Genomic DNA, 25,293 nt, shown 5'->3' on the forward strand with positions numbered 1-25,293 from the left:
TGACGTGCTGTATCGCGCCTTCGTTGGCCTCGTCGACCGGCTACCGCTCCCCTCGCTGCGGGTGCAGCGGCTCATCGCGCTCGCGGTGATCCTCAGCCAGGCCGGAATCTCGGTGACCGGCGCCGTCGTGCGCGTCACCGCGTCCGGCCTCGGCTGCCCCACCTGGCCGCAGTGCTTCCCCGGCAGCTTCACTCCGGTGGGGGTCTCGGAGGTGCCGGTCCTGCATCAGACCGTCGAGTTCGGCAACCGGATGCTCACCTTCGCGGTGACGCTGTGCGCCGCGCTGATCGTGCTCGCCGTGGTCAGGGCGCGGCGGCGGCGCGAGGTCCTCGTCTACGCGTGGCTGATGCCCGGCGGCACCGTGGTGCAGGCGATCATCGGCGGCATCACCGTGCGGACCGGTCTGCTGTGGTGGACGGTGGCCGTGCACCTGCTGGCCTCGATGGTGATGGTGTGGCTGGCGGTCGTGCTGTTCGCCAAGATCGGCGAGCCCGACGACGGCATCGACACCGTCCAGGTGCCCGCTCCCCTGCGCTGGCTCACCGCGCTGAGCGGCGTGGCGCTCGCCGGCGTGCTGATCGCGGGCACGCTGGTCACCGCCGCGGGCCCGCACGCGGGCGACAAGAGTATCGAACGGCCGGTGGCCCGGCTCGAGGTCGAGATCGTCACGCTGGTGCACCTGCACTCGCAGCTGCTGGTCGGCTATCTGGCGCTGCTGATCGGTCTGGCCTTCGGCCTGTTCGCCGTCGGCATCACCCCGGCGATCCGCACCCGCCTGTACGTGCTGCTCGGCCTGGTGCTGTCGCAGTCCCTCGTGGGCATCGTCCAGTACTTCACCGACGTCCCCGCCGCGCTGGTCGCCATCCATGTCGGTGGCGCGGCCGCGTGCACGGCGGCCACCGCCGCGCTGTGGGCCTCGCTGCGGGTCCGCGAGCAGGTGGACGCGCCCGCGCCGGTGTCGCCGGCCGCCGCGCACTGACCTCCCGAAACGACGACAGCCCGCGATCCTGGGATCGCGGGCTGTCGTGCGTTCGTGCCGGAATCAGGCGCCGGCGAACAGCTTTCCGTTGCGCGCCTTCGGGAACTTGGTCTGGTGGGCGACCCAGCCCGCCATCTTCTTCCAGTGCGACGCGGTCGGCGTCACGACGGAGACCAGCTCGCGGTTCCACTCGTCGGCCTCGGTGAGCCCGTCGACCCGCTCGACGAGCGCCTTCGCGGTCGCCAGGTCGGCCACCACGCGGTCGCCGAGGATGCCGTCGGCACCGACCAGCGTGATGCGCACACCCTGCTCGCCCAGGTACTGCAGCACGGCCGTCCCGGAACCGCCGTGCTCGGCGACGAACTTGGCGACGGACTTCTCGACCTCGGCGGGCACCTTCACGGCGACGGGGGCGGTGGTAGCACTCATGGGCCAGAGTTTACCGGCCGGTAGTCGCGAGTCCACCCCCGAGTGGCGTCGAACACGGGGTGTACAAAGGAGACTCATGCGCGCGATTCAGGTTTCCGAGCACGGTGGTCCCGAGGTCCTGCGGTACGTCGAGGTGGCTGATCCGCAGATCGGGCCCGGTCAGCTGCTGGTCGACACCCGGGGTGTGGGCGTCAACTACATCGATATCTACTTCCGCACCGGACAGTATCCGCAGGCCACGCCCTATATTCCGGGCTCCGAGGGCACCGGTGTCGTCGCGGAGGTCGGCGCGGAGGTCAGCGAGTTCGCGGTGGGCGACCGGGTCGCGTGGGCAGCGGCGCCGGGCAGCTACGCGGAGAAGGTCGCCGTCGACGCGGCCGTGGCGGTGCGAGTGCCCGACGGCGTCGACCAGACCGTGGCGGCCGCCGCCCTGCTCCAGGGCATGACCGCGCACTACCTGGTCGAATCGGTGTTCCGGCCCGAGCCGGGCGACCCGGTGCTGATCCACGCGGGCGCGGGCGGCGTCGGCCTGCTGCTCACCCAGATGGCCGCCGCCAAGGGCGCGCGGGTGATCACCACCGTCTCCACCGACGACAAGGAGAAACTGTCCCGCGCGGCGGGCGCCGCCGAGGTCCTGCGCTACGGCGACGACCTGGCCGCGCGGGTCCGCGAGCTCACCGGCGGCGAGGGCGTCGCCGCGGTCTACGACGGCGTCGGCGCGAGCACCTTCGAAGCCGGTCTCGCCTCCCTGCGCGTGCGCGGCACCCTCGCGCTGTTCGGCGCGGCCAGCGGCCCCGTCCCGCCGTTCGACCCGCAGCGCCTCAACCCCGCCGGCTCACTGTGGCTGACCCGCCCGTCCCTCGGCGCCTACACCCGGACCCGCGCCGAATTCCTGTGGCGGGCAACGGATGTCTTCGACGCCATCGCGGCAGGCACCCTGACCTTCCGCATCGGCGCGACCTATCCCCTCGCGGACGCGGCGCAGGCCCACCGGGATCTCGCCGGGCGCAAGACCACCGGTTCCCTCGTCCTGCTCCCGTAGACGTACGACAGTTCACCAGCCCCCGCGGATACCGCGGGGGCTGTCCCTGCCGCGACGCGATCGGAGCGGGCAGCCGCCGATCGACGCGGTCCAGCCGACATCGACGCAGGTCGAAGGTGGGCGCGCGGTCTCCGGCCACACCGGCAAGCCCCTACGCCGGTGAGTAGTCGCGACCGGTGAGCCCCCGGTAGACGAACCGCGTGACCGACTCGATCGCCTCCTCGTCGGAGATCCTCACCGACCCGTCCGCCACCATCCGCAGCATCCCGTCGACCGCCGCGAACATCATCGCCAGGCTGGCGTCGACGGTCCCCGGCAGTTGGAGCCCGCGCTCGGGGAAGTCCGCCACGTGGTCGGCGATATCGGCGCGCTGCGCGGTCCCGAAATCCGCGACGATCCGGGCGAATTCGGGGCTGACCTGCGCCGCCTGCCCCATCGCCCGCAGCACCGAGGCGTGCTCGCGGGCGAAGGTCCAGTAGCCGCGCACGTGGTAGCGGATCGCCGCCGGATCGGTGAAGTCCCCGCTGTGCTCGGGGTCGGCCGCGCGCTCGTCACCCGCCGCGGCCATCTCCGCCAGCAGTGCCTGCAGCAATTCCTCTTTGCTCGCGAAGTGGTTGTAGAACGAGCCGGCCGCGCGGCCCGCGGCGGCGGTGATGTCGGTGATCTTGGCGTTCAGGTAGCCGTGTTCGGCGAAAACCTGCCGGGCGGCATCCTTGAGCGCCTGCTCCGTCTCCACGGACTTCTCACGCCTGCTGCCTGCCATCCGAGGCCACCTCCTTGACAAGCACGGTACCAACACTGAAACTGAATTCATATTCAGTGAATAGTGATTCATTTCCTGCCGTAGGAGGCAGTTCCCATGTCTGACCAGGTACTCGTCGCCGGTGCAGGCCCGACCGGTCTCACCCTCGCCATCGATCTCGCCCGCCGCGGCGTCGCCGTCCGGATCGTCGACCGGGCGGAGTCGGCCTTCCAGGGGTCGCGCGGCGACGGCATCCAGCCGCGCACGCTCGAGGTGTTCGACGACCTCGGCGTCCTCGACGCGGTGCTGGCCGCCGGGCGCGATCTCCCGGTGATGCGCGCCCACTTCGGTGGCGAGTTCGTGGGCGAGCGCCGGATGGCGGAGCCCGTCGCGCCGACACCCGACGTGCCGTACCCGAACGCCTGGGTCCTCGGCCAGTCCGATACCGAGGCGATTCTGCGGGCCCGGCTGGCCGAGCTCGGCGTCCGGGTCGAATTCGCCACGGCGCTGGTCGATTTCACGCAGGACAGCACTGGCGTCACGGCGGCCCTCGAGCGCGACGGCGACCGGGAGACGGTCCACGCGAGCTATCTGGTCGGTGCCGACGGCGGCGCGAGCACGGTGCGCAAGCGCCTCGGCATCGCGTTCGAGGGCACGACCGACGACACCATCAGGATGCTGCTCGGCGATGTCCGCGTCGACGACCTCGATCACGAATACGGCTACTGGTTCGCGGCGGCGGCCGATCAGCCGATGACCGGTTTCGCGCTGTCACCGCTGCCGGGCGGGCGCCGCTTCCAGTTCGCCGCCCCGCTGTCGCAGAACCAGACCGCCGACCTGGCCACCCTCCAGGACCTCGCCGACCGCCACGCGCCCGCACTCGGCCTGACCCTGAGCGACCTGTCCTGGGTCACGGTGTGGCGCCCCAATATTCGCCTCGCCGCGCGATTCCGCGACGGCCCCGTCCTGCTCGCCGGCGATGCCGCCCACGTCCACCCGCCGACCGGCGGACAGGGCCTCAATACCGGTGTCCAGGACGCCTACAACCTCGGCTGGAAACTGGCCGCGGCGCTCGCCGGCGACCCGGCCCCGCTCGACACCTACGAACCCGAACGCCGCACCGTCGCGGCCCGCGTCCTCGGTCTGAGCACCGAACTCCTCGACAAGCTGGTCGACGGCGACGGGGACGCGATGCACCGCGGCCCCGAAACCCGCCAGCTCGCCATCACTTACCGCTCCCCCGCCGACAACGGCCCGCTCGTCGCGGGCGATCGCGCACCGGACGCTCCACTCCACGACACGTCCGGGCGCCCGCTCCGCCTGTTCGACCTCTTTCGCGGCCCGCACGCCACCCTGCTGCGTTTCGCGGCGGCGACCGGCGACTCCGACGAATCGCCCCCTGCCGCCACAACGGCGGCGACTGTCCCGCCGTCCGCCTCGGCGAACCACGTACCCCTCGACGATCCCGCCGTTCGCACGATCGAGATCCGCCGCTGCGCTGCCCCGATCGACCCCGGAGCCGCCGACCACCTCTCGCCCTCGACGCTCGTCGACACCGACGGACACGCGTTCACCGCCTACGCGGCCACCCCTGGCAACCGAATTCTGATCCGGCCGGACGGCCATCTCGCCCACCGGTGGTAGGCCTCGCCGGCGATGATCGCCCAGGCGGCACCGCCGTCATCGCGCCGCATCGGCGTGTTGGTGAACTCAGAGCCCGACGAGGCTACCCAGCGTGGTCCAGCCCAGCACCGAATCCACGGCCAGACCGCAGAACACCACGGCCAGATAGTTGTTCGACTGCAGGAACAACCGCAGCGGCTTCACCGATTCACCGCGGCGCACCCCGGCGTAGAGCTGGTGGGCCATCAGCAGGAACCAGGCGCCCGCGACCAGCGCGACGGCGGCGTAGATGACGCCGGTCGCCGGGACCAGGGCGAGCGTGGCCAGCACGGTGAGCCAGGTGTAGATGACGATCTGCTTGGTGACGACCTGCTCGGTCGCGACCACCGGCAGCATGGGCACGCCCGCCGCGCGGTAGTCCTCCTTGTAGCGCATGGCCAGCGCCCAGGTGTGCGGCGGCGTCCAGAAGAAGATGACGGCGAAGAGCACGATCGCGGGCCAGCCGATGGTGCCGGTGACCGCGGACCAGCCGACGAGGGCGGGCATGCAGCCCGCGGCGCCGCCCCAGACCACGTTCTGCGAGGTCCGGCGCTTGAGGCCCTTGGTGTAGACGAAGACGTAGAAGAGGATCGTCACGACGACCAGCACGCCGCTGAGCAGGTTGGCCTGCCACCACAGCCACGCGAAGGACAGCGCGCCGAGGGCCACACCGAAGACGAGCGCGTGCCTGGTCGGCACCGCGTCGCGGGCCAGTGGGCGGCGCGCGGTCCGCTTCATCACCTTGTCGATGTCGGCGTCGGCGACACAGTTGAGGGTGTTGGCGCTGGCCGCGCCCATCCAGCCACCGAACAGGGTGACCAGGATCAGCCGGATGTCGACGGTGCCGCGGTCGGCCAGCAGCATGGTCGGGATGGTGGCGACCAGCAACAGCTCGATGACGCGCGGCTTGGTGAGCGCGATGTAGGCGAGCGGCTTGCGCAGTACCTTGGAGACGAGACCGTCCCCGGTGAGGCGATCGGCCAGTGCCGTCGAGGAATTGTGCGCACCGCTACTACCCGGCTGGGGATCGATCCGCACTGTTTCTCCTCGCACGCTGTGCTTCGCATCCGGCATTGGAACGAGCAGCGCGCGGCTGCGGCGCGGCCACTACTACAGACGATGGTAGACCCACGGCGGTGCCGCTCCACGCCAGGCCCCTGCCACCGTGGGCGCGGCCACTGCGCCGCCCGCGGCCCGCGCGCTGCCCCACGCGGCGGTGAACCGGCATCGACATGCAGGTGAACGGCACCGCGGACCCGCCACCGTCCGGCGCGCCGGTCGATGCCGCCCACACCGGGAGACGACGCCCAGGTCCGCACTAGACTCACAACCAGGGTTCGCGCCGGTCCCACCGAGCACCACCACTAGGGTATGGATGTACATCGGTACGCACCCCCGGCCGCGTGCGATCCGCATCAGTCCCCCATCGCCGCTGCCATGTATCGCCGTCGACGAAACCTAGGTCAGGAGAACCACGGTCGTGTCAGTCACAGACGACATTCGCGCCCTCACTCAGCGGAACTACCCCAGCGACTGGACGGACCTCGACACCAAGGCCGTCGATACCGCCCGCGTGCTCGCCGCCGACGCCGTGCAGAAGGCCGGCAACGGGCACCCCGGCACCGCGATGAGTCTCGCGCCGGTCGCCTACACGCTCTTCCAGCGCACCATGCGCCACGACCCCGCGGAGCCGCGCTGGGTCGGTCGCGACCGATTCGTGCTCTCCTGTGGGCATTCCAGCCTCACCCTCTACGTGCAGCTGTACCTGGCCGGTTTCGGCCTGGAGCTGACCGACCTCGAAGATCTGCGCCAGTGGGGCTCGCTGACCCCGGGCCACCCCGAGTTCCGCCACACCGACGGCGTCGAGATCACCACCGGCCCGCTGGGCCAGGGTCTGGCCTCCGCGGTCGGCATGGCGATGGCCGCCCGCCGTGAGCGCGGCCTGTTCGACCCCGAGGCCGCGCCGGGCACCAGCCCGTTCGACCACTTCATCTACACCATCGCCTCCGACGGCGACCTGCAGGAGGGCGTCACCGCCGAGGCCTCCTCGATCGCGGGCACCCAGCAGCTGGGCAACCTCGTGGTGATCTACGACGACAACGAGATCTCCATCGAGGACGACACCGACATCGCCTTCACCGAGGATGTCGCCAAGCGCTACGAGGCCTACGGCTGGCACGTGCAGATCGTCGAGGGCGGCGAGGACGTCGTAGCGATCGAGGCGGCCATCGAGGCGGCCAAGGCCGAGACCGGCAAGCCGTCGATCATCATCCTGCGCACCATCATCGGCTTCCCCGCGCCGAACAAGATGAACACCGGCGGCGTGCACGGCGCGGCGCTGGGCGCCGACGAGGTCGCCGCGGTGAAGAAGGCGCTCGGTTTCGATCCCGAGAAGTCCTTCGACGTCGACCCGGCCGTCATCGAGCACACCCGCGGGGCGCTCGGCCGCGGTGCCGAGGCGAAGGCGACGTGGCAGCAGGGCTTCGACGCGTGGGCCGAGGCCAACCCGTCGAACAAGTCGCTGTTCGACCGTCTGCAGACCCGCACGCTGCCCAAGGGCTGGGTCGAGGCGCTGCCGGCGTTCGAGACCGATCCGAAGGGCATGGCCACCCGCAAGGCGTCCGGCAAGTTCCTGGCCTCGGTCGCCGACGAGCTGCCGGAGCTGTGGGGCGGTTCGGCCGACCTGGCCGAGTCCAACAACACCACCATGCCGAACCAGCCGAGCTTCGGCCCGGAGTCGATCTCCACCGGCATGTGGAAGGCGCAGCCCTACGGCCGCACCCTGCACTTCGGTATCCGTGAGCACGCGATGGGCTCGATCCTCAACGGCATCGCGCTGCACGGCCCGACCCGTCCCTACGGCGGCACCTTCCTGGTGTTCTCCGACTACATGCGCCCGGCCGTGCGCCTGGCCGCGCTGATGCGGGTGCCCGCCATCTACGTCTGGACCCACGACTCCATCGGGCTCGGCGAGGACGGCCCGACCCACCAGCCGATCGAGCACCTGGCCGCACTGCGCGCGATCCCCGGCCTCAACGTGGTCCGTCCCGGCGACGCCAACGAGACCGTGCACGCCTGGCGCACCATCCTCGAACGCGACTCCGACGAGCACACCTCGCACTTCGCCACCTACGACGCCCCGCACCAGGACGGCCCGTCCGCGCTGGCGCTGACCCGTCAGGACGTCCCCACCCTGGAAGGCACCAGCTACGAGGGTGTCAAGAAGGGCGGCTACGTCCTGGCCGAGGCCTCCACCGGCACCCCGCAGGTCATCCTCATCGGCACCGGTTCCGAGCTCCAGCTCGCCGTCGCCGCGCGCACTACGCTGGAGGAACAGGGCATCCCGACCCGCGTGGTCTCGATGCCGTGCGTGGAGTGGTTCGACGCGCAGGAGCAGGGTTACCGCGACGAGGTGCTGCCGCCCTCGGTGCGCGCCCGGGTGGCCGTCGAGGCCGGTATCGCGATGCCGTGGCACCGGTTCGTCGGTGACGCGGGTGAGGTCGTCGGTATCGAGCACTTCGGCGCGTCGGCCAACTTCAAGACGCTGTACTCCGAGTTCGGTATCACCGCCGATGCCGTCGTCGCCGCCGCGCTGCGTTCGACCGACAAGGTGAAGGGGTAAAACCAATGGCACAGAACGAGAATCTCGCCGCGCTCTCGGCCGCGGGCGTCTCGGTGTGGCTCGACGACCTGTCCCGTGAGCGGATCAAGTCCGGCAATCTCGCCGACCTGATCGCGACCCGCAGCGTCGTCGGTGTCACCACGAACCCGAGCATCTTCCAGGCCGCGCTGAGCCAGGGCCACGACTACGACGGTCAGCTGAAAGAGCTGGCCGCCCAGGGCGCCGACGCCGACGCCGCGATCCGCACCATGACCACCGACGACGTGCGCGCCGCCTGCGACGTGCTCGCCCCGGTGTTCGAGGCCAGCAACGGCGTCGACGGTCGCGTGTCGATCGAGGTCGACCCGCGCTTCGCCTTCGACGCGGACAAGACCGTCGCCCAGGCCATCGAGCTGTGGAAGATCGTCGACCGCAAGAACCTGTTCATCAAGATCCCGGCCACCGAGGCGGGCCTGCCCGCCATCACCTCGGTGATCGGCGAGGGCATCAGCGTCAACGTGACGCTGATCTTCTCGGTGCCGCGCTACCGCGCGGTGATGGGCGCCTACCTCGACGGTCTGCGCAACGCCAAGATCGGCGGCCACGACCTGGCCAAGATCCATTCCGTCGCTTCGTTCTTCGTCTCCCGCGTGGACACCGAGATCGACAAGCGGCTGGAGGCGCTCGGCACCCCTGAGGCGCTCGCGCTGCGCGGCAAGGCCGGCGTCGCGAACGCCCGGCTCGCCTACGCCGAGTACCAGGACGTGTTCGACGGTGGGGCGCACACCTCCACCTACAACCACCTGGCCGCGCAGGGCGCCAACCGGCAGCGGCCGCTGTGGGCCTCGACCGGCGTGAAGAACCCGGACTACCCGGACACCCTCTACGTCACCGAGCTCGTCGGCGCGAACACCGTGAACACGTTGCCGGAGAAGACGTTGCAGGCCTTCGCCGATCACGGCGAGGTGCGCGGTGACACGCTCAGCGGCCGGGCCGCGGAGGCCGCGCAGGTCTTCGCCGACCTGAGCGCGGTCGGCATCGACCTCGACGACGTGTTCGACCTGCTCGAGCGTGAGGGCGTCGACAAGTTCGAGGCGGCCTGGAACGAACTGCTGGAAGCCACCACCGGCGAACTGAACTCCGCGGCGGCGGGGGGCAACTGACCCGATGGCCGGCACAGCATCGACGGATCAGGCGGGGCTGTGGCATAACCCGCTGCGCGACGAACGAGACAAACGGGTTCCCTTCATCGCGGGACCCTGCTGCATGGTGATCTTCGGTGTCACCGGAGATCTGTCCCGCAAGAAGCTGATGCCGGCCATCTACGACCTCGCGAACCAGGGCCTGTTGCCGCCCGGGTTCGCCCTGGTCGGCTTCGCCCGGCGTGACTACGCCGACGAAGACTTCGCCGCCGTCGTCCTCGACGCGGTGAAACAGCACGCGCGCACCCCCTTCCGCCAGGAGGTCTGGGACCACCTGGCGGAGGGGGTGCGATTCGTCCAGGGCAGTTTCGACGACGACGCCGCCTTCGCGACACTCGCCGACACCCTGCGGACCCTGGACGCGACCCGCGGCACCGGCGGCAACTACGCCTTCTACCTGTCGATTCCGCCGAACATGTTCCCGGTGGTGCTCGACCAGCTCTCCGAACACAAGCTCGCCCAGCCCACCGGCATCGACGCCGACGGCCATCTGCCGTGGCGCCGCGTGGTGATCGAGAAGCCCTTCGGCCACGACCTGGCCAGCGCCAAGGAACTCAACGCGCTGGTCAACCGGGTGTTCCCGGAGGAGCAGGTCTTCCGCATCGATCACTATCTCGGCAAGGAGACGGTGCAGAACATCCTCGCGCTGCGCTTCGCCAACGAGCTGTTCGAGCCGATCTGGAACGCCAACTACGTCGACAGCGTGCAGATCACCATGGCCGAGGACATCGGCCTCGGCGGGCGCGCCGGCTACTACGACGGCATCGGCGCCGCCCGTGACGTCATCCAGAACCATCTGCTGCAGCTGCTGGCACTCACCGCGATGGAGGAACCCACCTCCTTCGAGCCCCAGCAGCTGACCACCGAGAAGATCAAGGCGCTCTCGGCCACCAAACTCGTCGAGCCGCTGGACGAGACGACCGCGCGCGGCCAGTACACCGAGGGCTGGCAGGGCAGCGAGCACGTGGTGGGCCTGCACGAGGAGGAGGGTTTCGACCCGCAGTCGCGGACCGAGACCTACGCCGCGATCACCCTGCACGTGGAGAACCGCCGCTGGGCGGGTGTCCCGTTCTACCTGCGCACCGGAAAACGCCTGGGCCGCAGGGTCACCGAGGTCGCGGTGATCTTCAAGCGCGCACCGCACCTGCCGTTCGATCAGACGATGACCGAGGAACTCGGCCAGAACGCGCTGGTCGTCCGGGTGCAGCCGGACGAGGGCATCACCCTGCGCTTCGGTTCCAAGGTGCCGGGTTCGGGCATGGAAGTGCGCGACGTGAACATGGACTTCAGCTACGGCGAGGCGTTCACCGAGTCCTCCCCCGAGGCCTACGAGCGACTGATCCTGGACGTGCTGCTCGGTGTGCCCTCACTGTTCCCGGTCAACGCAGAGGTCGAATTGTCCTGGCGCATCCTCGATCCGGTGCTGGCGCACTGGGCCACCGAGGGCAAGCCCGAACCCTACGAGGCGGGCACCTGGGGTCCGGCCTCGGCCGAGGAGATGCTCGCGCGCAGCGGGCGGGAGTGGCGGCGCCCGTGATCGTCGACATGCCCGACACCACCACGGTCGATGTGGGCAAGAAGATGGTGCAGCTGCGCGAGACCAACGGCGTCATCACCCAGGGCCGGGTGCTCACCCTGGTGGTCTGCACCCTGGATTCCTCCGAGGCCGAGGACGCGATCGACGCCGCCAACGACGCCAGCCGCGAGCATCCCTGCCGGGTGATCGTGCTGGCCCGCGGTGACCGCGACGCCGACACCCGCCTCGACGCCCAGATCCGGGTCGGTGGCGACGCCGGCGCGGCCGAGGTGATCGTGCTGCGGTTGCAGGGTCCGCTGGTGAACCACGAGAGCAGCGTCGTCACCCCGTTCCTGCTGCCCGACACCCCCGTGGTGGCGTGGTGGCCGCGGGGCGCACCGGAGTTCCCCTCGATGGACTCGGTGGGCAAGCTGGCCAAGCGCCGGATCACCGACGCCACCTTCGCGCCCGATCCGCAGGCCGCGATCAAGAAGCGCCGCTACTCCTACGCGGTGGGCGACACCGACCTGGCGTGGAGCCGCATCACCTACTGGCGGGCGCTGCTGGCCGCCGCGCTGGACGAGCCGCCGTTCGAGCCGGTCACCTCGGTGACCGTGTCGGGCCTGGCCAGTGAGCCCGCGCTGGACACGCTGGCGGGCTGGCTGGCCGCGCGGCTGAACTGCCCTGTCGTCCGCAAGACGGGCGAGCTGCGGGTGGAGCTGCACCGCGGCACGGATTCGATCGCCATCAGCCGGCCGCAACTGGGAAGGACCGCAACACTGACCCGCACCGGTGAACCCGACCAGCGCATCGCGCTGGCCCGCCGGGAAACTCGCGACTGCCTCGCCGAGGAACTGCGCCGGCTCGACGCCGACGAGATCTACGCCGAGGCGCTCGCCGGAATCGAGAAGGTGACCTATGAGTGACCACATCGACGTGCACGACGAACTCGGCGCCGAATTCCCCGCCAACACCATCGAAGTCCACGACGACCCCGACGGTCTCGCCGATGCCGCGGCCGAACGCTTCGTCGACGTGATCGTCACCGCGCAGGCCGAGCGCGGCACCGCCTCGGTGGCGCTCACCGGCGGCAGCGACGGCATCCGGCTCCTGGAGCGGGTCCGGCAGAACCCGGGCGACATCGACTGGTCGACCCTCTACATCTACTGGGGCGACGAGCGTTTCGTGCCCGACGGCGACCCGGACCGCAACGAGCTGCAGGCCAGGCAGGCGCTGCTCGACTTCGTTCCGCTCAACCCCGCGCATGTGTTCCCGATCGCCCCGTCCGACGGCACGTACGGCTCCCCGGAAGCCGCGGCCGCCGCGTACGCCCAGATCGTGCACACCGAGCTCGACGAGCGCGGCGAGTTCGACCTGACTGTGCTCGGCATGGGGCCCGAAGGCCACATCAACTCACTGTTCCCGCACTCCCCGGCGATCAGGGAGACCACGGATTACGTTGTCGCGGTCCATGATTGCCCGAAGCCGCCGCCCACCCGGGTGTCGCTGACGCTGCCCGCCATCCACCGCTCGCGCCACGTCATGCTGGTGGTCAGCGGGGTCGGCAAGGCCGCCGCGGTCGCCGCCGCCGTCAACGGGGCCTCCCCCGACGACGTCCCCTCCGCCGGGGCGGTCGGCATCGAATCGACCACCTGGGTCGTCGACGAGGCCGCCGCCGCGGACCTGCTCCTCGACGAGGAGTAATCGCATCGCCGAAGGGCCTGGTCCTGCGGGACCCGGCCATTCGCAGGGGAACCCTGCCTGCCGACGCCGACGAGTCATCGATATCGTCGGAGGTGTTCTACCGGCCGAAAGGGTGACCACCAGCATGATCCAGACCGAGACGGTGACGATTCCGGCCCACGTGCACGGCTATCCCCGGGTGGCGTTCGGCGGCTACGTCGCCGGCATGCTGGCCCGCCGCTCCGGCGCCGACACCGTGCGCGTCGATTTCCGCCGCGCGGTCCCGATCGAGACCCCGATCGCCCTGCCCACCGCCGAACCGGGCCACGCGACCCTGACCGACGCGGACGGCGCCGTGCTGGCACAGGCGTCCCCCGCCGTCCTCGACATCACCGCACCGCCCGGCCCGTCCTGGTCGGCGGCCAAGCGCGCGGCCGACGCCGCGCTCGCGAGCCCGCACCGCCCGGTCACCGACTGTTTCGGGTGCGGTGTCGAGTGTTCCCCAGGCCACGGGCTGCGCCTGTTCCCGTGGCCGGTGCCGGACCGTCCGATGGTCGCCGCCGCCTGGACACCCGACCTGAGCCTCGCCGACGACACGGGCGGACTGCCACCGGAGATCATCTGGTCCGCCCTCGACTGCCCCGGCGGTATCGCCGCCTGGACCTTCCAGGGGATGGCTCGCGGCGCGGTCACCGCGGCCCTGACCGCCACCCGATTCCGTCCGGTCCCCGCGGGTGCGGAGTACATCGCCCACGCCTGGGCGGTCCGCGGCGAGGGCCGCAAACACACGGTGGGCGTTGCCCTGTCCACTCGCGACGGCGACCTCTGCGCCCTCGCCGAGGCCCTGTGGGTCGTCCCCCGCGAGACACCAGCGTCGGGCGGGCAGTAGCGCCGCGCACATCACCCGGTCACCGGCGGCTCACGCCGACGGGCAGCGACCCCGCACACCCACCGATCGACCTCGCGTGAACGGCCTGGTTCGGCGACCGGAGCGCCTAGCATCGGAATCCTGGGCAAGGCCGGCGGAACGGACGTCGACTCGACTCGAGCGAGGAGTGGTGACGGTGCGCGAGATTCCAGGAGCAGGTGCTGGCGACGAGGTGCGGCCGTGAGCGGGGCGGTCGACCTCGACGCGGTGTTCCGGACGGCGCTCACGGCGCTGACGGTCCCGCCACGCACCGACGCGCCGCCGTCGATCGACGCGGCCGTCGGGGTCGAGATCTTCGAATCCCAGGTCACCAGCAGGCATCTCGATCTGACCGCGCGACGGCTCGGGGCCGCGCGCCAGGGGTACTACAGCATCGGGTCCTCGGGGCACGAGGGGAACGCGGCGGTGGCGGCGGCCCTGCGGGTCGACGATCCGGCCCTGCTGCACTACCGGTCCGGGGCCTTCTTCGTGCAGCGGTGCCGGCGGGTGACCGGCCTCGATCCGATCCGGGATGTGCTGCTCGGCGTCGTCGCCGCGGCCGCCGATCCCATCTCCGGTGGCCGGCACAAGGTCTTCGGCAGCAAGCAGGCCGCGATCATCCCGCAGACCTCGACGATCGCCTCCCATCTGCCGCGCGCGGTCGGTCTGGCCTTCGCGCTGGATCGGGCCGCGCGGCAGGGGATTCGGTGTCCGTGGCCCGCCGACGCGGTGGTGGTGTGCAGTTTCGGTGACGCCTCGGCCAACCACTCCACGGCGGCGGGCGCGATCAACGCCGCGGTGCACGCGTCGCATCAGGGTGTGCCGATGCCGATCGTGTTCGTCTGCGAGGACAACGGTCTCGGCATCAGCGTGCCGACACCGCCGGACTGGATCGAACGCGACTACGGTCCCCGGCCGGGCCTGACCTACCTCGCCGCCGACGGCTCCGAGCTGCCCGATGTCCTCGGTGCGGCCGACGACGCGGTGCAGCTCGCGCGGACCTGGCGGGTGCCGGTCTTCCTGCACGTGCGCACGGTGCGTCTCGGCGGGCACGCTGGCTCCGATGTCGAAGGGGCCTACCGTGGCCCGGCCGAGATCGCCGCCGACCTCGCCCGCGATCCGCTGCTCGGCACCGCCCGCTACCTGTTGTCCGCGGGGATCGCCGACACCGCCGATCTGCTCGCCCGCTACGACCGGATCGGTGGGGTCGTGCGCGAAACGGCCGAGAAGGTGGTGCGCGAACCCCGGCTGAGCTCGGCGGGTGCGGTCACCGCCCCGCTGGCGCCCGCCACGCCGGACGCGGTCCGCGCCGATGTCCTGCGCGACCACGCCGACGCACCGGACCGGCCGCCGATGACTTTGGCACAGTCGATCAACCACACCCTGGGCGAACTCCTCGCCCGCGACCCCGACGTGCTGGTCTTCGGCGAGGATGTCGGCCGCAAAGGCGGGGTCTACGGCGTCACCAAGGGGCTGCGCAAGCGGTTCGGCGCGCGCCGGGTCTTCGACACCCTGCTCGACGAACAGACCATCCTCGGTACCGCCCTTGGCACCGCGCTCGCGGGCTTCGTACCGATTCCGGAGATCCAGTACCTGGCCTATGTCCACAATGCCGCCGATCAGATCCGGGGTGAGGCGGCGACGCTGTCGTTCTTCTCCAACGGGCAGTACCGCAATCCGATGGTGGTGCGGATCGCGGGGCTCGCGTACCAGAAGGGTTTCGGCGGCCACTTCCACAACGACGATTCCCTGGCCGCCCTGCGCGATATCCCCGGTGTAGTGCTGGCCGTGCCCGCCCGCGCCGACGACGCGGCGGCGATGCTGCGGACCTGTGTCGCCGCCGCCCGGGTCGACGGCCGCGTGTGCCTGTTCGTGGAGCCGATCGCCCTGTACCACACCAGGGATCTGCATCCCGGCGACGAATCCTGGCTCGCCGCACCGGCCGCCGGCCATGTCCCGATCGGCCGCGCCCGCGGCTACGGCGAGGGCACCGACCTCACCCTCGTCACCTTCGGCAACGGGGTGCCGATGAGCCTGCGCACCGCGGATCGCCTCGCCGCGCAGGGTATCCGCGTCCGGGTCCTGGACCTGCGCTGGCTCAACCCGCTCCCGGTCGCGGACCTGCTCCACCACGCCGAGGCGAGCGGGCGTGTCCTGGTCGCCGATGAGACCCGGCGCGGTGGTGGGGTTTCCGAGTCGGTGTTCGCGGCGCTCGTCGACGCGGGGTTCCAGGGCACGCTCGCGCGCGTCACCAGCGCGGACAGCTTCGTCCCCCTCGGCCCGGCGGCGGACACGGTCCTGCTGAGCGAGGAAGCCATCGAGGCCGCCGCACAGCGAGTCGTCTGGTCGGTGCGCTAGCGACCTCGGCGCAGACGAAACCCTGCCGTCACGCGGTGTGGCGGCAGGGTCGAGCGTGGAGTTCGGGCGAACTCAGGCGAACTTGATCTCCAGGCCGATGCCGAGGATCGCGATCAGCCAGACGAGGCCGACGAAGATGGTGATGCGGTCGAGGTTCTTCTCGACCACGGTGGAGCCGGACAGACTCGACTGGACGCCGCCACCGAACAGGCTGGACAAGCCGCCACCCTTGGCGCGGTGCAGCAGCACCAGCAGCACCAACAGCACGCTGGTGATCACAAGGAGGATATCGAGGAACAGCGACATGGCGACCATCCTATGGGGTCGACGGGCAGCGGGTCTAACCAGGCTCGACCGCGACCAGGTGGGACACCGTCTCCGGCCCGGCCGACCAGTCCGCGACCATCTGCTCGATCTCCTGGTCGCGGGCGGTCAACCGGACCTGATGCTGGTGCATGTGCTCGGCCCACGACCGCACGACGAACGCTTCGACGAACCGGTCGACGGTGCCGACGTCGCGGTAGAGCCGCCACTCCATCGCCCCGGTCCGCTGCCGGGACCGCCCGACCAGCGCCATCGACTCGGTGAACACCGCGACGTCCTCGGGCGGCACGTCGTAGCCGCGCATCACCAGGACCGGGCCGTCCGCCGGATCGGGTTCCACGACGAGCTGCGGTTCCGGCCAGAACGCCGCCGGGGACAGGTCGATGTCCTCCACGTTGTGCCGGATCGGCCACCACACCGTGCTGACCGCGCAGCAGGCCAGCAGAACCGCCGAGATCAGCAGCGCCGTCACCGCGCCGTAGGCACCGGCGACCAGACCCCACACCAGTGAGCCGATGGCCTGCCCGCCCATGAAGACCAGCATGTACACCGACAGCCCGCGGGCCCGCACCCACGCGGGCAACAGCAGCTGCATGGTCGAGTTCAGCGTCGACATGGCCAGCAGCCAGGCCAGACCGGCCCCGACCAGCAGGATCAGCACCAGGGACACGCTCGGCACCAGCGCGGTCGCCACCGCGCCGAGCCCGAACAGCACGGCCGCCAGCGCGAGGCGCTGGGTCGGGGTGAACAGCACGCGCAACCGGGACAGGCCGAGCGCGCCACAGACCGCGCCGAGTCCGAGCGCACCGAGCAGCAGGCCGTAACCGTCGGAGGCCAGACCGAGCCGGTCGTGCGCGATCACCGGCAGCAGCGACCACACCGCGCTCGCGGGCGCGATGAACAGGATCGCACGGAACAACACCCGCCGGATCGCGGGCGCCGCGCGGATGAACCGGGTGCCCGCTTGCAGCGCCGCGAGCGGACGTTCGCTGGGCAGGGTGCGCGGCCGCGTCGGCCACGTCGACACCAGCAGCACCGCGACGATGCCGAGGAACGAGAGCGTGTTGAACCCGAAGACCACGGTCGGCCCGGCGATCGAGACGATCACACCGGCCACCGCGGGCCCGACGGCGCGGCCGATATTGACGCTCATGCTGCCCAGCGCCGCCGCCGATGTGATCTGATCCCGCGGCACCAATTCGGGCTGGATCGCCTGCCACGCCGGCGCGGTGAGCGCCTGCCCGCAGCCGAGCAGGAACAGCAGGGTCAGCAGGACCGCGGGCGTGGTGTGCCCGGTGGCGGTGAACACGGTGAGGGTGAGCGAGGCCAGCGCCATCCCGGTCTGCGCGCCGATCAGCAGCCTGCGCCGATCGACCAGGTCGGCGAGCACACCGGACGGGATGGACAGCAGCATCACCGGCAGGGCGAGCGCGGTCTGCACGAACGACACCAGCGCGGCCGCGTTCGGCGCGTCGACCAGGATCCACTGCGCGCCGACCGTCTGCATCCAGGTGCCCAGATTCGACACCAGCTGCGCGATCCACAGCGCCCGATACACCGGCGACCGCAACGGCGCCCACGTCGACACCGGTTCCGCTGCCACGCTGCTCACCCGCCGAGCATATCTCCGGCGAACGGCCGGGAACGGGTGCGCAACGACGCGCGACCCGATGCGGTCGGGCAACGGATTCGCCGCACCGCGAGCCGTACGATGGGCGCCATGTCGGCAACACTGATCCGTCTCGCCGCGCTCTGTGTGCTCGCCACCGCCGCGGCCACGGCCTGTTCTTCCTCCGATGAGCCGAAGGCACCGGACGACACGGCGACCCCGATGGGACATACCTATATCTCCACCGAGGTCGACGGCGACACGATCCCCGGCGGCGGCCCGATGACACTCGCCTTCGCCGACGGCCGCATCTCGGCCAACTCCGGCTGCAACACCAGCAGCGGCACCGTCGATCTGAGCGATCACATCCTGCACACGTCTCCCCTGGCGGGCACTCTGATGGCGTGCACCGGTGACCGCGGCCGCGCGGACGCCTGGCAGAACACCTTCCTGGAGTCCGATCCCACCTGGCGCGTCGACGGCGACAAGCTGACCCTGACCGGCAAGACGGTCACCATCCATCTCACCGACAAGAAGATCGTCACCCCGGACAAGCCGCTGACCGGCACCACCTGGGTGGTCACGACGCTGCTCACGCCGCAGGGGCAGATCCGCTCCACCACCCTCGACGAGGTGAGCCCGAATCTCACGATCGGTGACGGCGGCACGGTCAACGGGATGGCGGGCTGCAACCGGATGAACGGCACGGCCGGCATCGGCCCCGGCGACGCGGTGAACTTCGCGATCGCCACCACCAAGATGATGTGCGCGCCGGAGGTCATGGAGGTCGAGAACAGCGTGCTGCGCGCCCTCGACGGCCGCACGACGGCCACCATCGACGGCGACACCCTCACCCTGCGCAACGACAACGGCAACGGTCTGGTCCTGCACGCGCAGTAGCGACGAACGGCGAAGGGCCGGAAACCGCTTCGGTTTCCGGCCCTTCGCCGTAGCTCTACCCGATCAGGGCAGCGGCCCGCCCGCGGAAATCGCCGACAGGGTGGCGAACTCGTCCGCCTTGAGCGAGGCACCACCGACCAGGGCGCCGTCGATGTCGGGCTGACCGACCAGCTCGCCGACATTCTTGGCGTTGACCGAACCGCCGTAGAGCACGCGGACACCCGCGGCGACCTCCGGCGAAGCCAGCTCGGCCAGCTCGGCCCGGATCGCGCCACAGACTTCCTGCGCGTCCGCCGCCGAGGCGACCTTGCCCGTGCCGATCGCCCAGACCGGCTCGTAGGCGATGACGACCTGCGAGATCTGCTCGGCCGTCAGGCCTTTCAGCGAACCGCGCAGCTGCTCGAGGTTGTACGCGACGTGCGTGCCCGCCTCGCGGACGCCCAGACCCTCACCGATGCAGACGATCGGGGTGATCTCGTTCTTCAGCGCCTGCTTGGCCTTGGCCAGCACGGTCGCGTCGTCCTCGTTGTGGTACTGGCGACGCTCCGAGTGCCCGACCACCACGAAGGTGCAGCCCAGCTTGGCCAGCATCGACCCGCTGATCTCGCCGGTGTAGGCGCCGGAATCGTGCACCGAGACATCCTGCGCACCGTAGGTGAGCAGGAGCTTGTCGCCCTCGACCACCGACTGCACGCTGCGCAGATCGGTGAACGGCGGGATCACCGACACGTCGACCTTGGCGAAGTACTTCTCCGGCAGCGCGAAGGCCACCTTCTGCACCAGCGCGATGGCCTCGAGGTGGTTGAGGTTCATCTTCCAGTTGCCCGCGATGAGCGGCTTACGTGCCATCGCTCAGCCCTCCAGCACCGAAATACCGGGCAGCTCTTTGCCTTCCAGGTATTCCAGGGATGCGCCACCACCGGTGGAGATGTGCGAGAAGCCGTCGTCGGGCAGGCCGAGCGTGCGCACGGCGGCCGCCGAGTCGCCGCCGCCGACCACGGTGAACGCGCCCTTGCCGGTCGCGGTCACGATGGCCTCGGCCACCCCGCGGGTGCCCGCGGCGAACTTCTCGAACTCGAACACGCCCATCGGGCCGTTCCAGAACACCGTCTTCGCCTCGGTCAGCAGCGCGGAGAACCGGGCCACCGACTCGGGGCCGATGTCCAGGCCCATCCAGCCGTCGGGGATCTCGGTCGAGGCGACGGTCTTCGCGTCGGCGTCGGCGGCGAATTTGTCGGCCGCGACGATGTCGACCGGCAGGTGCAGCACGTCGCCGAAGCGCTCGAGCAGATCCTTGCAGGTGTCGATCATCTCTTCCTGCAGCAGCGAGGTGCCCACCGAAAGGCCCTGTGCGGCAAGGAAGGTGAAGCACATGCCGCCGCCGATCACCAGGGTGTCGACCTTGGGGGCCAGCGCCTCGATGACCGCGAGCTTGTCGGAGACCTTGGAGCCGCCGAGCACCACCGCGTACGGGCGGGCCGGGTCCTCGGTGAGCTTCTGCAGCACCTCGACCTCGGCCGCCACCAGCGTGCCCGCGTAGTGCGGCAGCTGCTGGGCGACGTCGTAGACCGAGGCCTGCTTGCGGTGCACCACACCGAAACCGTCGGAGACGAACGCGCCGTCCTCGCCGACCAATTCGACGTAGGCCGCCGCCAGCTTCGCCCGCTCGGCGTCGTCCTTGCTGGTCTCGCGCGCGTCGAAACGCACGTTCTCCAGCAGCAGCACGTCGCCGTCGGTGAGGCCTTCCGAGCGCGAGAGGGCGTCGTAGCCCACCACGTCACCGGCCAGCTGGACGTTACGGCCCAGCAGCTCGGCCAGCTTCACCGCCACGGGGGCCAGCGAGTACTTGGCGTCCGGCTCGCCCTTGGGGCGGCCCAGATGAGCCATCACGACCACCTTGGCGCCGGCCTCGACCAGCGCCTGGATGGTCGGCACCGAGGCGATGATGCGGCCCGGGTCGGTGATCTGACCGTTGTCGTCGAGGGGGACGTTCAGGTCGGAGCGCACGAGCACGCCCCGGCCCTCGACGCCCTCGGCCAGGAGATCCTGCAGTGTCTGAACAGTCATCGCGGTCAGAGCGACTTGCCGACGAGACCGATGAGGTCGGCGAGGCGGTTGGAGTAGCCCCACTCGTTGTCGTACCAGGACACGACCTTGACCTCGTTGCCGATGACCTTGGTCAGCGGGGCGTCGTAGATCGAGGAGTGCGGGTCGGTGACGATGTCACTCGACACGATCGGGTCCACGTTGTACTTCAGGATGCCCTGCAGCGGGCCCTCGGCGGCGGCCTTCATCGCGGCGTTGATCTCGTCGATGGTGGCCGGCTTCGCCAGGGTCGCGGTCAGGTCGGTGACCGAGCCCGTCGGGACCGGAACGCGCAGCGCGTAGCCGTCCAGCTTGCCCTGCAGCTCGGGGAGCACCAGGCCGATGGCCTTGGCGGCACCGGTGCCGGTGGGCACGATGTTGAGGGCCGCGGCGCGAGCGCGACGCAGGTCCTTGTGCGGCGCGTCCTGCAGGTTCTGGTCCTGGGTGTACGCGTGGATGGTGGTCATCAGGCCCTGCACGATGCCGAACTCGTCGTTGAGGACCTTGGCGATGGGGCCGAGGCAGTTGGTGGTGCACGAGGCGTTGGAGATGATGTTCTGGCTGCCGTCGTACTTGTCGTCGTTGACGCCCATCACGATGGTGATGTCCTCGCCGGAGGCCGGCGCGGAGATGATGACCTTCTTGGCGCCCGCGGACAGGTGGCCCTTGGCCTTGGCGGCGTCGGTGAAGATGCCGGTCGACTCGACGACGATGTCGACATCCAGGTCGCCCCACGGCAGCGCCGACGGGCCTTCCTTGATCGCGAGCGCCTTGATGCGCTGCTCGCCGACCACGATGGTGTCACCGTCGACCGAGACATCCTGCGGCAGACGCCCCAGGATGGAGTCGTACTTCAGCAGCGTGGCGAGGGTGTTGATGTCGGTGAGGTCGTTGACCGCGACGATCTCGATATCGGTCTTGCCGACAGCCTTCAGCGCCTCCACCGCACGGAAGAAGTTACGTCCGATACGACCGAAGCCGTTGATACCTACCCGGACAGTCACGTTATCGCTCCTCAGCTTTCAAGCGGATTCATTCCGACGGGAACCACAGTAGTAGCCGACACCGGCTTCACGACAGCCACCTGCGAATTGTGAGGTTCCCGGCCCCCTGCCTGCGGGAACCACAGAATAAAGGGCAGAGCGGTCATGCATGACCGCTCTGCCCTAAACGTCGGATTCGCCACAGCGCGCGGCGAATGCGGAGGCTACGCGTCGTCGAGCAGCTCCGCCGTGACCGCCGACTCGGTGTCGGGAATGCCCAGGTCCTTGGCCCGCCGATCGGCCATCGACAGCAGCCGCCGGATCCGGCCCGCCACCGCGTCTTTCGTCATCGGCGGCTCGGCCAGCTGACCCAGCTCCTCGAGCGAGGCCTGCCGGTGCTGGACCCGCAGCCTGCCCGCGGCGGCCAGATGGTCGGGCACGTCGTCGGCGAGGATCTCCAGCGCCCGCTCCACGCGCGCGGCCGCGGCCACGGCCGCCCTGGCCGAGCGGCGCAGGTTGGCGTCGTCGAAATTGGCGAGCCGGTTCGCGGTGGCCCGCACCTCGCGGCGCATCCGGCGCTCTTCCCAGGTGAGCCTGGTGTCCTGCGCGCCCATCCGGGTGAGCAGGGCGCCGATCGCCTCACCGTCGCGGACCACGACCCGGTCGGTGCCACGCACCTCACGCGCCTTCGCGGTGATGCCGAGCCGCCGGGCAGCGCCGACCAGCGCCAGCGCGGCCTCCGGGCCTGGGCAGCTCACCTCGAGCGCCGACGAGCGACCCGGCTCGGTCAGCGAGCCGTGCGCGAGAAACGCTCCGCGCCAGGCCGCTTCGGCGTCGCCGATGCTGCCGCCCACCACCTGGGCGGGCAGGCCGCGGACCGGACGTCCGCGCACATCGAGCAAACCGGTCTGGCGGGCCAGCGCCTCGCCCTCCTTCGATACCCGCACCACATAGCGGGAGGTCTTGCGCAATCCACCCGCACCGAGCACGTGCACGTCGGAGCCATACCCGTAGAGCTCGAAGATCTCCCGGCGCAGTCGCCGCGCGATGGACCCCATGTCCACCTCGGCCTCGACGATCACCCGGCCTCCGACGATGTGCAGACCGCCCGCAAACCGCAGCAGGGCCGACAATTCCGCCTTGCGCGAGCTGACCTGCGACACCACGAGCCTGCTCAGCTCGTCCTTCACCTCGGCTGTCATCGCCACGAGACGCGCTCCTTTCCCACCGACCCGGAACGCACATCCGATCCCGTGTGCCGTCCCTCGACTCGAAGCCCTGCCAGTTGCGGCCGCGGCGCCCGGATCAGCTGATCCAGTGCGGCGGCAAGTTTTCCGGGATGATGCCGATCCGTTCCCGGCTCGGCGACATCGCAGAACGTTACCCGTGCACGCAACTGTTCGGCGGCTCTTGCCACATGTTCCCGTTGCCGCCCCTCGGGCACCGACGCCGAGTCGACGAGCACCTCGTCGACCGCGAAATCCGGTGCGTGCTGGGACAATACATGCAGATGACGTTCGGCGGAAAAGCCGGCCGTCTCCCCCGGCTCGGCGGCCAGGTTCAACACGAGCACTTTGTGCGCCCTGGTGTGCACCAGCGCGTCGTGCAGTTGCGGCACCAGCACATGCGGGATGACGCTGGTGAACCACGAACCCGGGCCCAGCACAACGACATCCGCGTGCTCGATGGCCGAGGTGGCCTCGGGGCTGGCAGGCGGATCGGACGGAATCAGCCGCACCCGCCGGACCTTACCCGGCGTGGTCGCGACCGCAACCTGGCCACGAACGCTGCGGCCGATCCGCGGATCCGATTCCAGACCCGACACTTCGGCCTCGATATCGAGCGGGACCGGCGACATCGGCAGCACCCGGCCGGTGATCCGCAGCAGTCTGCCCACCTCGTCGAGCGCGGCCACCGGATCACCGAGGATATCGGTGAGGCCGGCCAGGATCAGATTGCCCACCGAGTGTCCGGCCAGCGCGCCGGTGCCGCCGAAGCGGTGCTGCACCGTCGTCGTCCACACGCCGTCGGCGTCCTCCGACAGCGCGGCCAGCGCCATCCGCAGGTCACCCGGCGGCAGCATGCCCAGTTCGCCGCGCAACCTGCCCGAGGACCCGCCGTCGTCGGCCACGGTGACGACGGCGGTGATCCGCCTGGTCAGTCTGCGTACCGCCGTCAGGGTCGCGTAGAGACCGTGTCCGCCGCCCAGCGCGACGACGGCCGGGTCGGCTTCCCATCCACTCATTCGCGCCCCAGATCCCGGTGCACGACGCGGACGACGTCCACGGCCGTGTGCCCGGTATCGGCGCCGATGCGTTCACCGAGTGCCTCGGCGATCGCGACGCTGCGATGTTTACCGCCGGTGCACCCCACTGCCACCGTCATGTATCGCTTCCCCTCTTGGCGGTATCCGGTCGTGGTCAGGTCGACGAGATGGTGGCAGGTCTGCAGATAGTCCTGCGCGCCCGGCCTCGACAACACGTAGTCGCTGACCACCGATTCCTGACCGGTGTGTTCCCGCAGCTCGGGAATCCAGTGCGGGTTGGGCAGGAATCGAACATCCAACACCGTGTCGGCGTCGAGTGGAACACCGTACTTGAACCCGAACGACTGCACGGTCAGTTGCAGCGCGGCGGGCGCGCCGGCGCCGTACGCCTCCTCCAGCTTGCGGTGCAGCTGGTGGATCGACAGCTCGGTGGTGTCGATGACGACATCGGCGGCCGCCTTCACCGCCGCGAGCCGGACCCGCTCGGCGGTCAAACCGGCCGAGAGGGTGCCGTCGGGGCTGTCGCTCTGCAGCGGGTGCCTGCGCCGGGCGAAACCGAATCGCCGGATCAGCACGTCGTCGGAGGCTTCGAGGTACAGCACTCTGGTGCGGATGCCCGCCGAGCGTAGTTGCTCGGTGACGCCGGAGAGGTCACCGGTGAAGAAGCGGCTGCGCACGTCCATGACCAGCGCCAGGCGCCGGATCGGTGGTTCGGCCGCGGCGCCGAGCTCGATCATCCGCCCGATCAGTTCGGGCGGCAGGTTGTCGGTGACGTACCAGCCGAGATCCTCCAATACGCGCGCGGCGGTGCCGCGGCCCGCGCCGGACAAGCCGGTCACGATGACCACTTCTACTGGTTGCTGTGGATCGGTGACCGCCCCGGTCTGTCCGGGTGCCGCCCCCGCATTGTTGTTCGATTCGACGCGTGTCATGTCCTACCGGATCCGTTTCTGGGTGCCTTTCGATCATCCCGCACCGGTTCGGGTATCGGGCGCAGACACACAA

General features: G+C 70.1%; 22 protein-coding genes. 11 read left to right on the forward strand and 11 right to left on the reverse strand.

The annotated features are described in order from the left end of the window. The first annotated feature begins 4 nt into the window (after positions 1 to 4). Complete coding sequence (locus tag NV348_RS02290) at positions 5 to 979, forward strand: COX15/CtaA family protein (protein ID WP_447145466.1); 975 nt, start codon at positions 5 to 7, stop codon at positions 977 to 979. Positions 980 to 1,042: 63 nt separating this feature from the next. Here the strand turns inward: NV348_RS02290 and NV348_RS02295 are convergent, their stop codons facing one another. Continuing rightward, positions 1,043 to 1,408: a hypothetical protein gene (locus NV348_RS02295; RefSeq protein ID WP_447145467.1), complete on the reverse strand. Its 366-nt coding sequence runs from the start codon at positions 1,406 to 1,408 to the stop codon at positions 1,043 to 1,045. Positions 1,409 to 1,484: 76 nt separating this feature from the next. Here NV348_RS02295 and NV348_RS02300 point away from each other — a divergent pair, with 76 nt between their 5' ends. Further along, positions 1,485 to 2,450, forward strand: a complete 966-nt coding sequence (locus NV348_RS02300; protein WP_447145468.1) for a quinone oxidoreductase family protein — start codon at positions 1,485 to 1,487, stop codon at positions 2,448 to 2,450. 151 nt (positions 2,451 to 2,601) lie between these two features. Here NV348_RS02300 and NV348_RS02305 read toward each other — a convergent pair whose 3' ends face one another. Beyond that, entirely contained in the window at positions 2,602 to 3,213 is a 612-nt protein-coding gene (locus NV348_RS02305) for a TetR/AcrR family transcriptional regulator (protein WP_447145469.1), read from the reverse strand. Positions 3,214 to 3,309: 96 nt separating this feature from the next. Here NV348_RS02305 and NV348_RS02310 point away from each other — a divergent pair, with 96 nt between their 5' ends. After that, complete coding sequence (locus NV348_RS02310; protein WP_447145470.1) at positions 3,310 to 4,836, forward strand: FAD-dependent monooxygenase; 1,527 nt, start codon at positions 3,310 to 3,312, stop codon at positions 4,834 to 4,836. Between the two features lie 66 nt (positions 4,837 to 4,902). Here the strand turns inward: NV348_RS02310 and NV348_RS02315 are convergent, their stop codons facing one another. Then, the gene (locus tag NV348_RS02315) at positions 4,903 to 5,892 is read right to left on the reverse strand and encodes a heme o synthase (protein ID WP_447145471.1); all 990 of its coding nucleotides are present in this window, start codon (positions 5,890 to 5,892) and stop codon (positions 4,903 to 4,905) included. 442 nt (positions 5,893 to 6,334) lie between these two features. Between NV348_RS02315 and tkt the strand changes: the two genes are divergently transcribed. From tkt to NV348_RS02350, 7 genes are all read left to right on the forward strand, one after another. Further along, on the forward strand, positions 6,335 to 8,476 hold the full coding sequence (gene tkt, locus NV348_RS02320; protein WP_447145472.1) for a transketolase: 2,142 nt from the start codon (positions 6,335 to 6,337) through the stop codon (positions 8,474 to 8,476). Positions 8,477 to 8,481: 5 nt separating this feature from the next. Beyond that, the gene (gene tal / locus NV348_RS02325; RefSeq protein ID WP_447145473.1) at positions 8,482 to 9,618 is read left to right on the forward strand and encodes a transaldolase; all 1,137 of its coding nucleotides are present in this window, start codon (positions 8,482 to 8,484) and stop codon (positions 9,616 to 9,618) included. 4 nt (positions 9,619 to 9,622) lie between these two features. After that, entirely contained in the window at positions 9,623 to 11,194 is a 1,572-nt protein-coding gene (gene zwf / locus NV348_RS02330) for a glucose-6-phosphate dehydrogenase (RefSeq protein ID WP_447145474.1), read from the forward strand. Beyond that, positions 11,191 to 12,099, forward strand: a complete 909-nt coding sequence (gene opcA / locus NV348_RS02335; RefSeq protein ID WP_447145475.1) for a glucose-6-phosphate dehydrogenase assembly protein OpcA — start codon at positions 11,191 to 11,193, stop codon at positions 12,097 to 12,099. Before zwf ends, opcA begins: the two co-directional genes overlap by 4 nt. Next, a complete protein-coding gene (gene pgl / locus NV348_RS02340; protein WP_447145476.1) occupies positions 12,092 to 12,877 on the forward strand; it encodes a 6-phosphogluconolactonase in 786 nt (261 codons plus the stop codon). The genes opcA and pgl overlap by 8 nt, the downstream gene beginning before the upstream one ends. 112 nt (positions 12,878 to 12,989) lie before the next feature. Beyond that, on the forward strand, positions 12,990 to 13,745 hold the full coding sequence (locus tag NV348_RS02345; protein ID WP_447145477.1) for a PaaI family thioesterase: 756 nt from the start codon (positions 12,990 to 12,992) through the stop codon (positions 13,743 to 13,745). Positions 13,746 to 13,964: 219 nt separating this feature from the next. After that, a complete protein-coding gene (locus tag NV348_RS02350) occupies positions 13,965 to 16,121 on the forward strand; it encodes a thiamine pyrophosphate-dependent enzyme (RefSeq protein ID WP_447145478.1) in 2,157 nt (718 codons plus the stop codon). Positions 16,122 to 16,193: 72 nt separating this feature from the next. Here the strand turns inward: NV348_RS02350 and secG are convergent, their stop codons facing one another. Together secG and NV348_RS02360 are read right to left on the reverse strand one after the other, a co-directional pair. Continuing rightward, positions 16,194 to 16,427, reverse strand: coding sequence for a preprotein translocase subunit SecG (gene secG / locus NV348_RS02355; protein WP_218718250.1), 234 nt, complete (start codon positions 16,425 to 16,427; stop codon positions 16,194 to 16,196). Positions 16,428 to 16,461: 34 nt separating this feature from the next. Beyond that, positions 16,462 to 18,048: an MFS transporter gene (locus NV348_RS02360; RefSeq protein WP_447150907.1), complete on the reverse strand. Its 1,587-nt coding sequence runs from the start codon at positions 18,046 to 18,048 to the stop codon at positions 16,462 to 16,464. A gap of 117 nt (positions 18,049 to 18,165) precedes the next feature. On the opposite strand from NV348_RS02360, the gene NV348_RS02365 reads away from it, so the two are divergent. Next, positions 18,166 to 18,954: an META domain-containing protein gene (locus NV348_RS02365; protein WP_447145479.1), complete on the forward strand. Its 789-nt coding sequence runs from the start codon at positions 18,166 to 18,168 to the stop codon at positions 18,952 to 18,954. 63 nt (positions 18,955 to 19,017) lie between these two features. On the opposite strand, the gene tpiA is transcribed toward NV348_RS02365, so the two are convergent. The 6 genes from tpiA to rapZ form a co-directional block, all read right to left on the reverse strand. Next, positions 19,018 to 19,803: a triose-phosphate isomerase gene (tpiA, locus tag NV348_RS02370; RefSeq protein ID WP_447145480.1), complete on the reverse strand. Its 786-nt coding sequence runs from the start codon at positions 19,801 to 19,803 to the stop codon at positions 19,018 to 19,020. 3 nt (positions 19,804 to 19,806) lie between these two features. After that, positions 19,807 to 21,021, reverse strand: coding sequence for a phosphoglycerate kinase (locus tag NV348_RS02375; protein ID WP_447145481.1), 1,215 nt, complete (start codon positions 21,019 to 21,021; stop codon positions 19,807 to 19,809). A gap of 5 nt (positions 21,022 to 21,026) precedes the next feature. Then, complete coding sequence (gene gap, locus NV348_RS02380; RefSeq protein WP_447145482.1) at positions 21,027 to 22,043, reverse strand: type I glyceraldehyde-3-phosphate dehydrogenase; 1,017 nt, start codon at positions 22,041 to 22,043, stop codon at positions 21,027 to 21,029. A 203-nt stretch (positions 22,044 to 22,246) separates the two neighbouring features. Continuing rightward, positions 22,247 to 23,230 (reverse strand): DNA-binding protein WhiA, encoded by a 984-nt coding sequence (gene whiA, locus NV348_RS02385; protein WP_019047780.1) that lies wholly within the window; start codon positions 23,228 to 23,230, stop codon positions 22,247 to 22,249. After that, the gene (locus NV348_RS02390) at positions 23,221 to 24,267 is read right to left on the reverse strand and encodes a gluconeogenesis factor YvcK family protein (protein ID WP_447145483.1); all 1,047 of its coding nucleotides are present in this window, start codon (positions 24,265 to 24,267) and stop codon (positions 23,221 to 23,223) included. The genes whiA and NV348_RS02390 overlap by 10 nt, the downstream gene beginning before the upstream one ends. Further along, on the reverse strand, positions 24,264 to 25,220 hold the full coding sequence (gene rapZ, locus NV348_RS02395) for an RNase adapter RapZ (protein ID WP_447145484.1): 957 nt from the start codon (positions 25,218 to 25,220) through the stop codon (positions 24,264 to 24,266). The genes NV348_RS02390 and rapZ overlap by 4 nt, the downstream gene beginning before the upstream one ends. Between the last annotated feature and the right edge of the window lie 73 nt (positions 25,221 to 25,293).

The organism is Nocardia fodinahabitans (genome assembly GCF_052983615.1).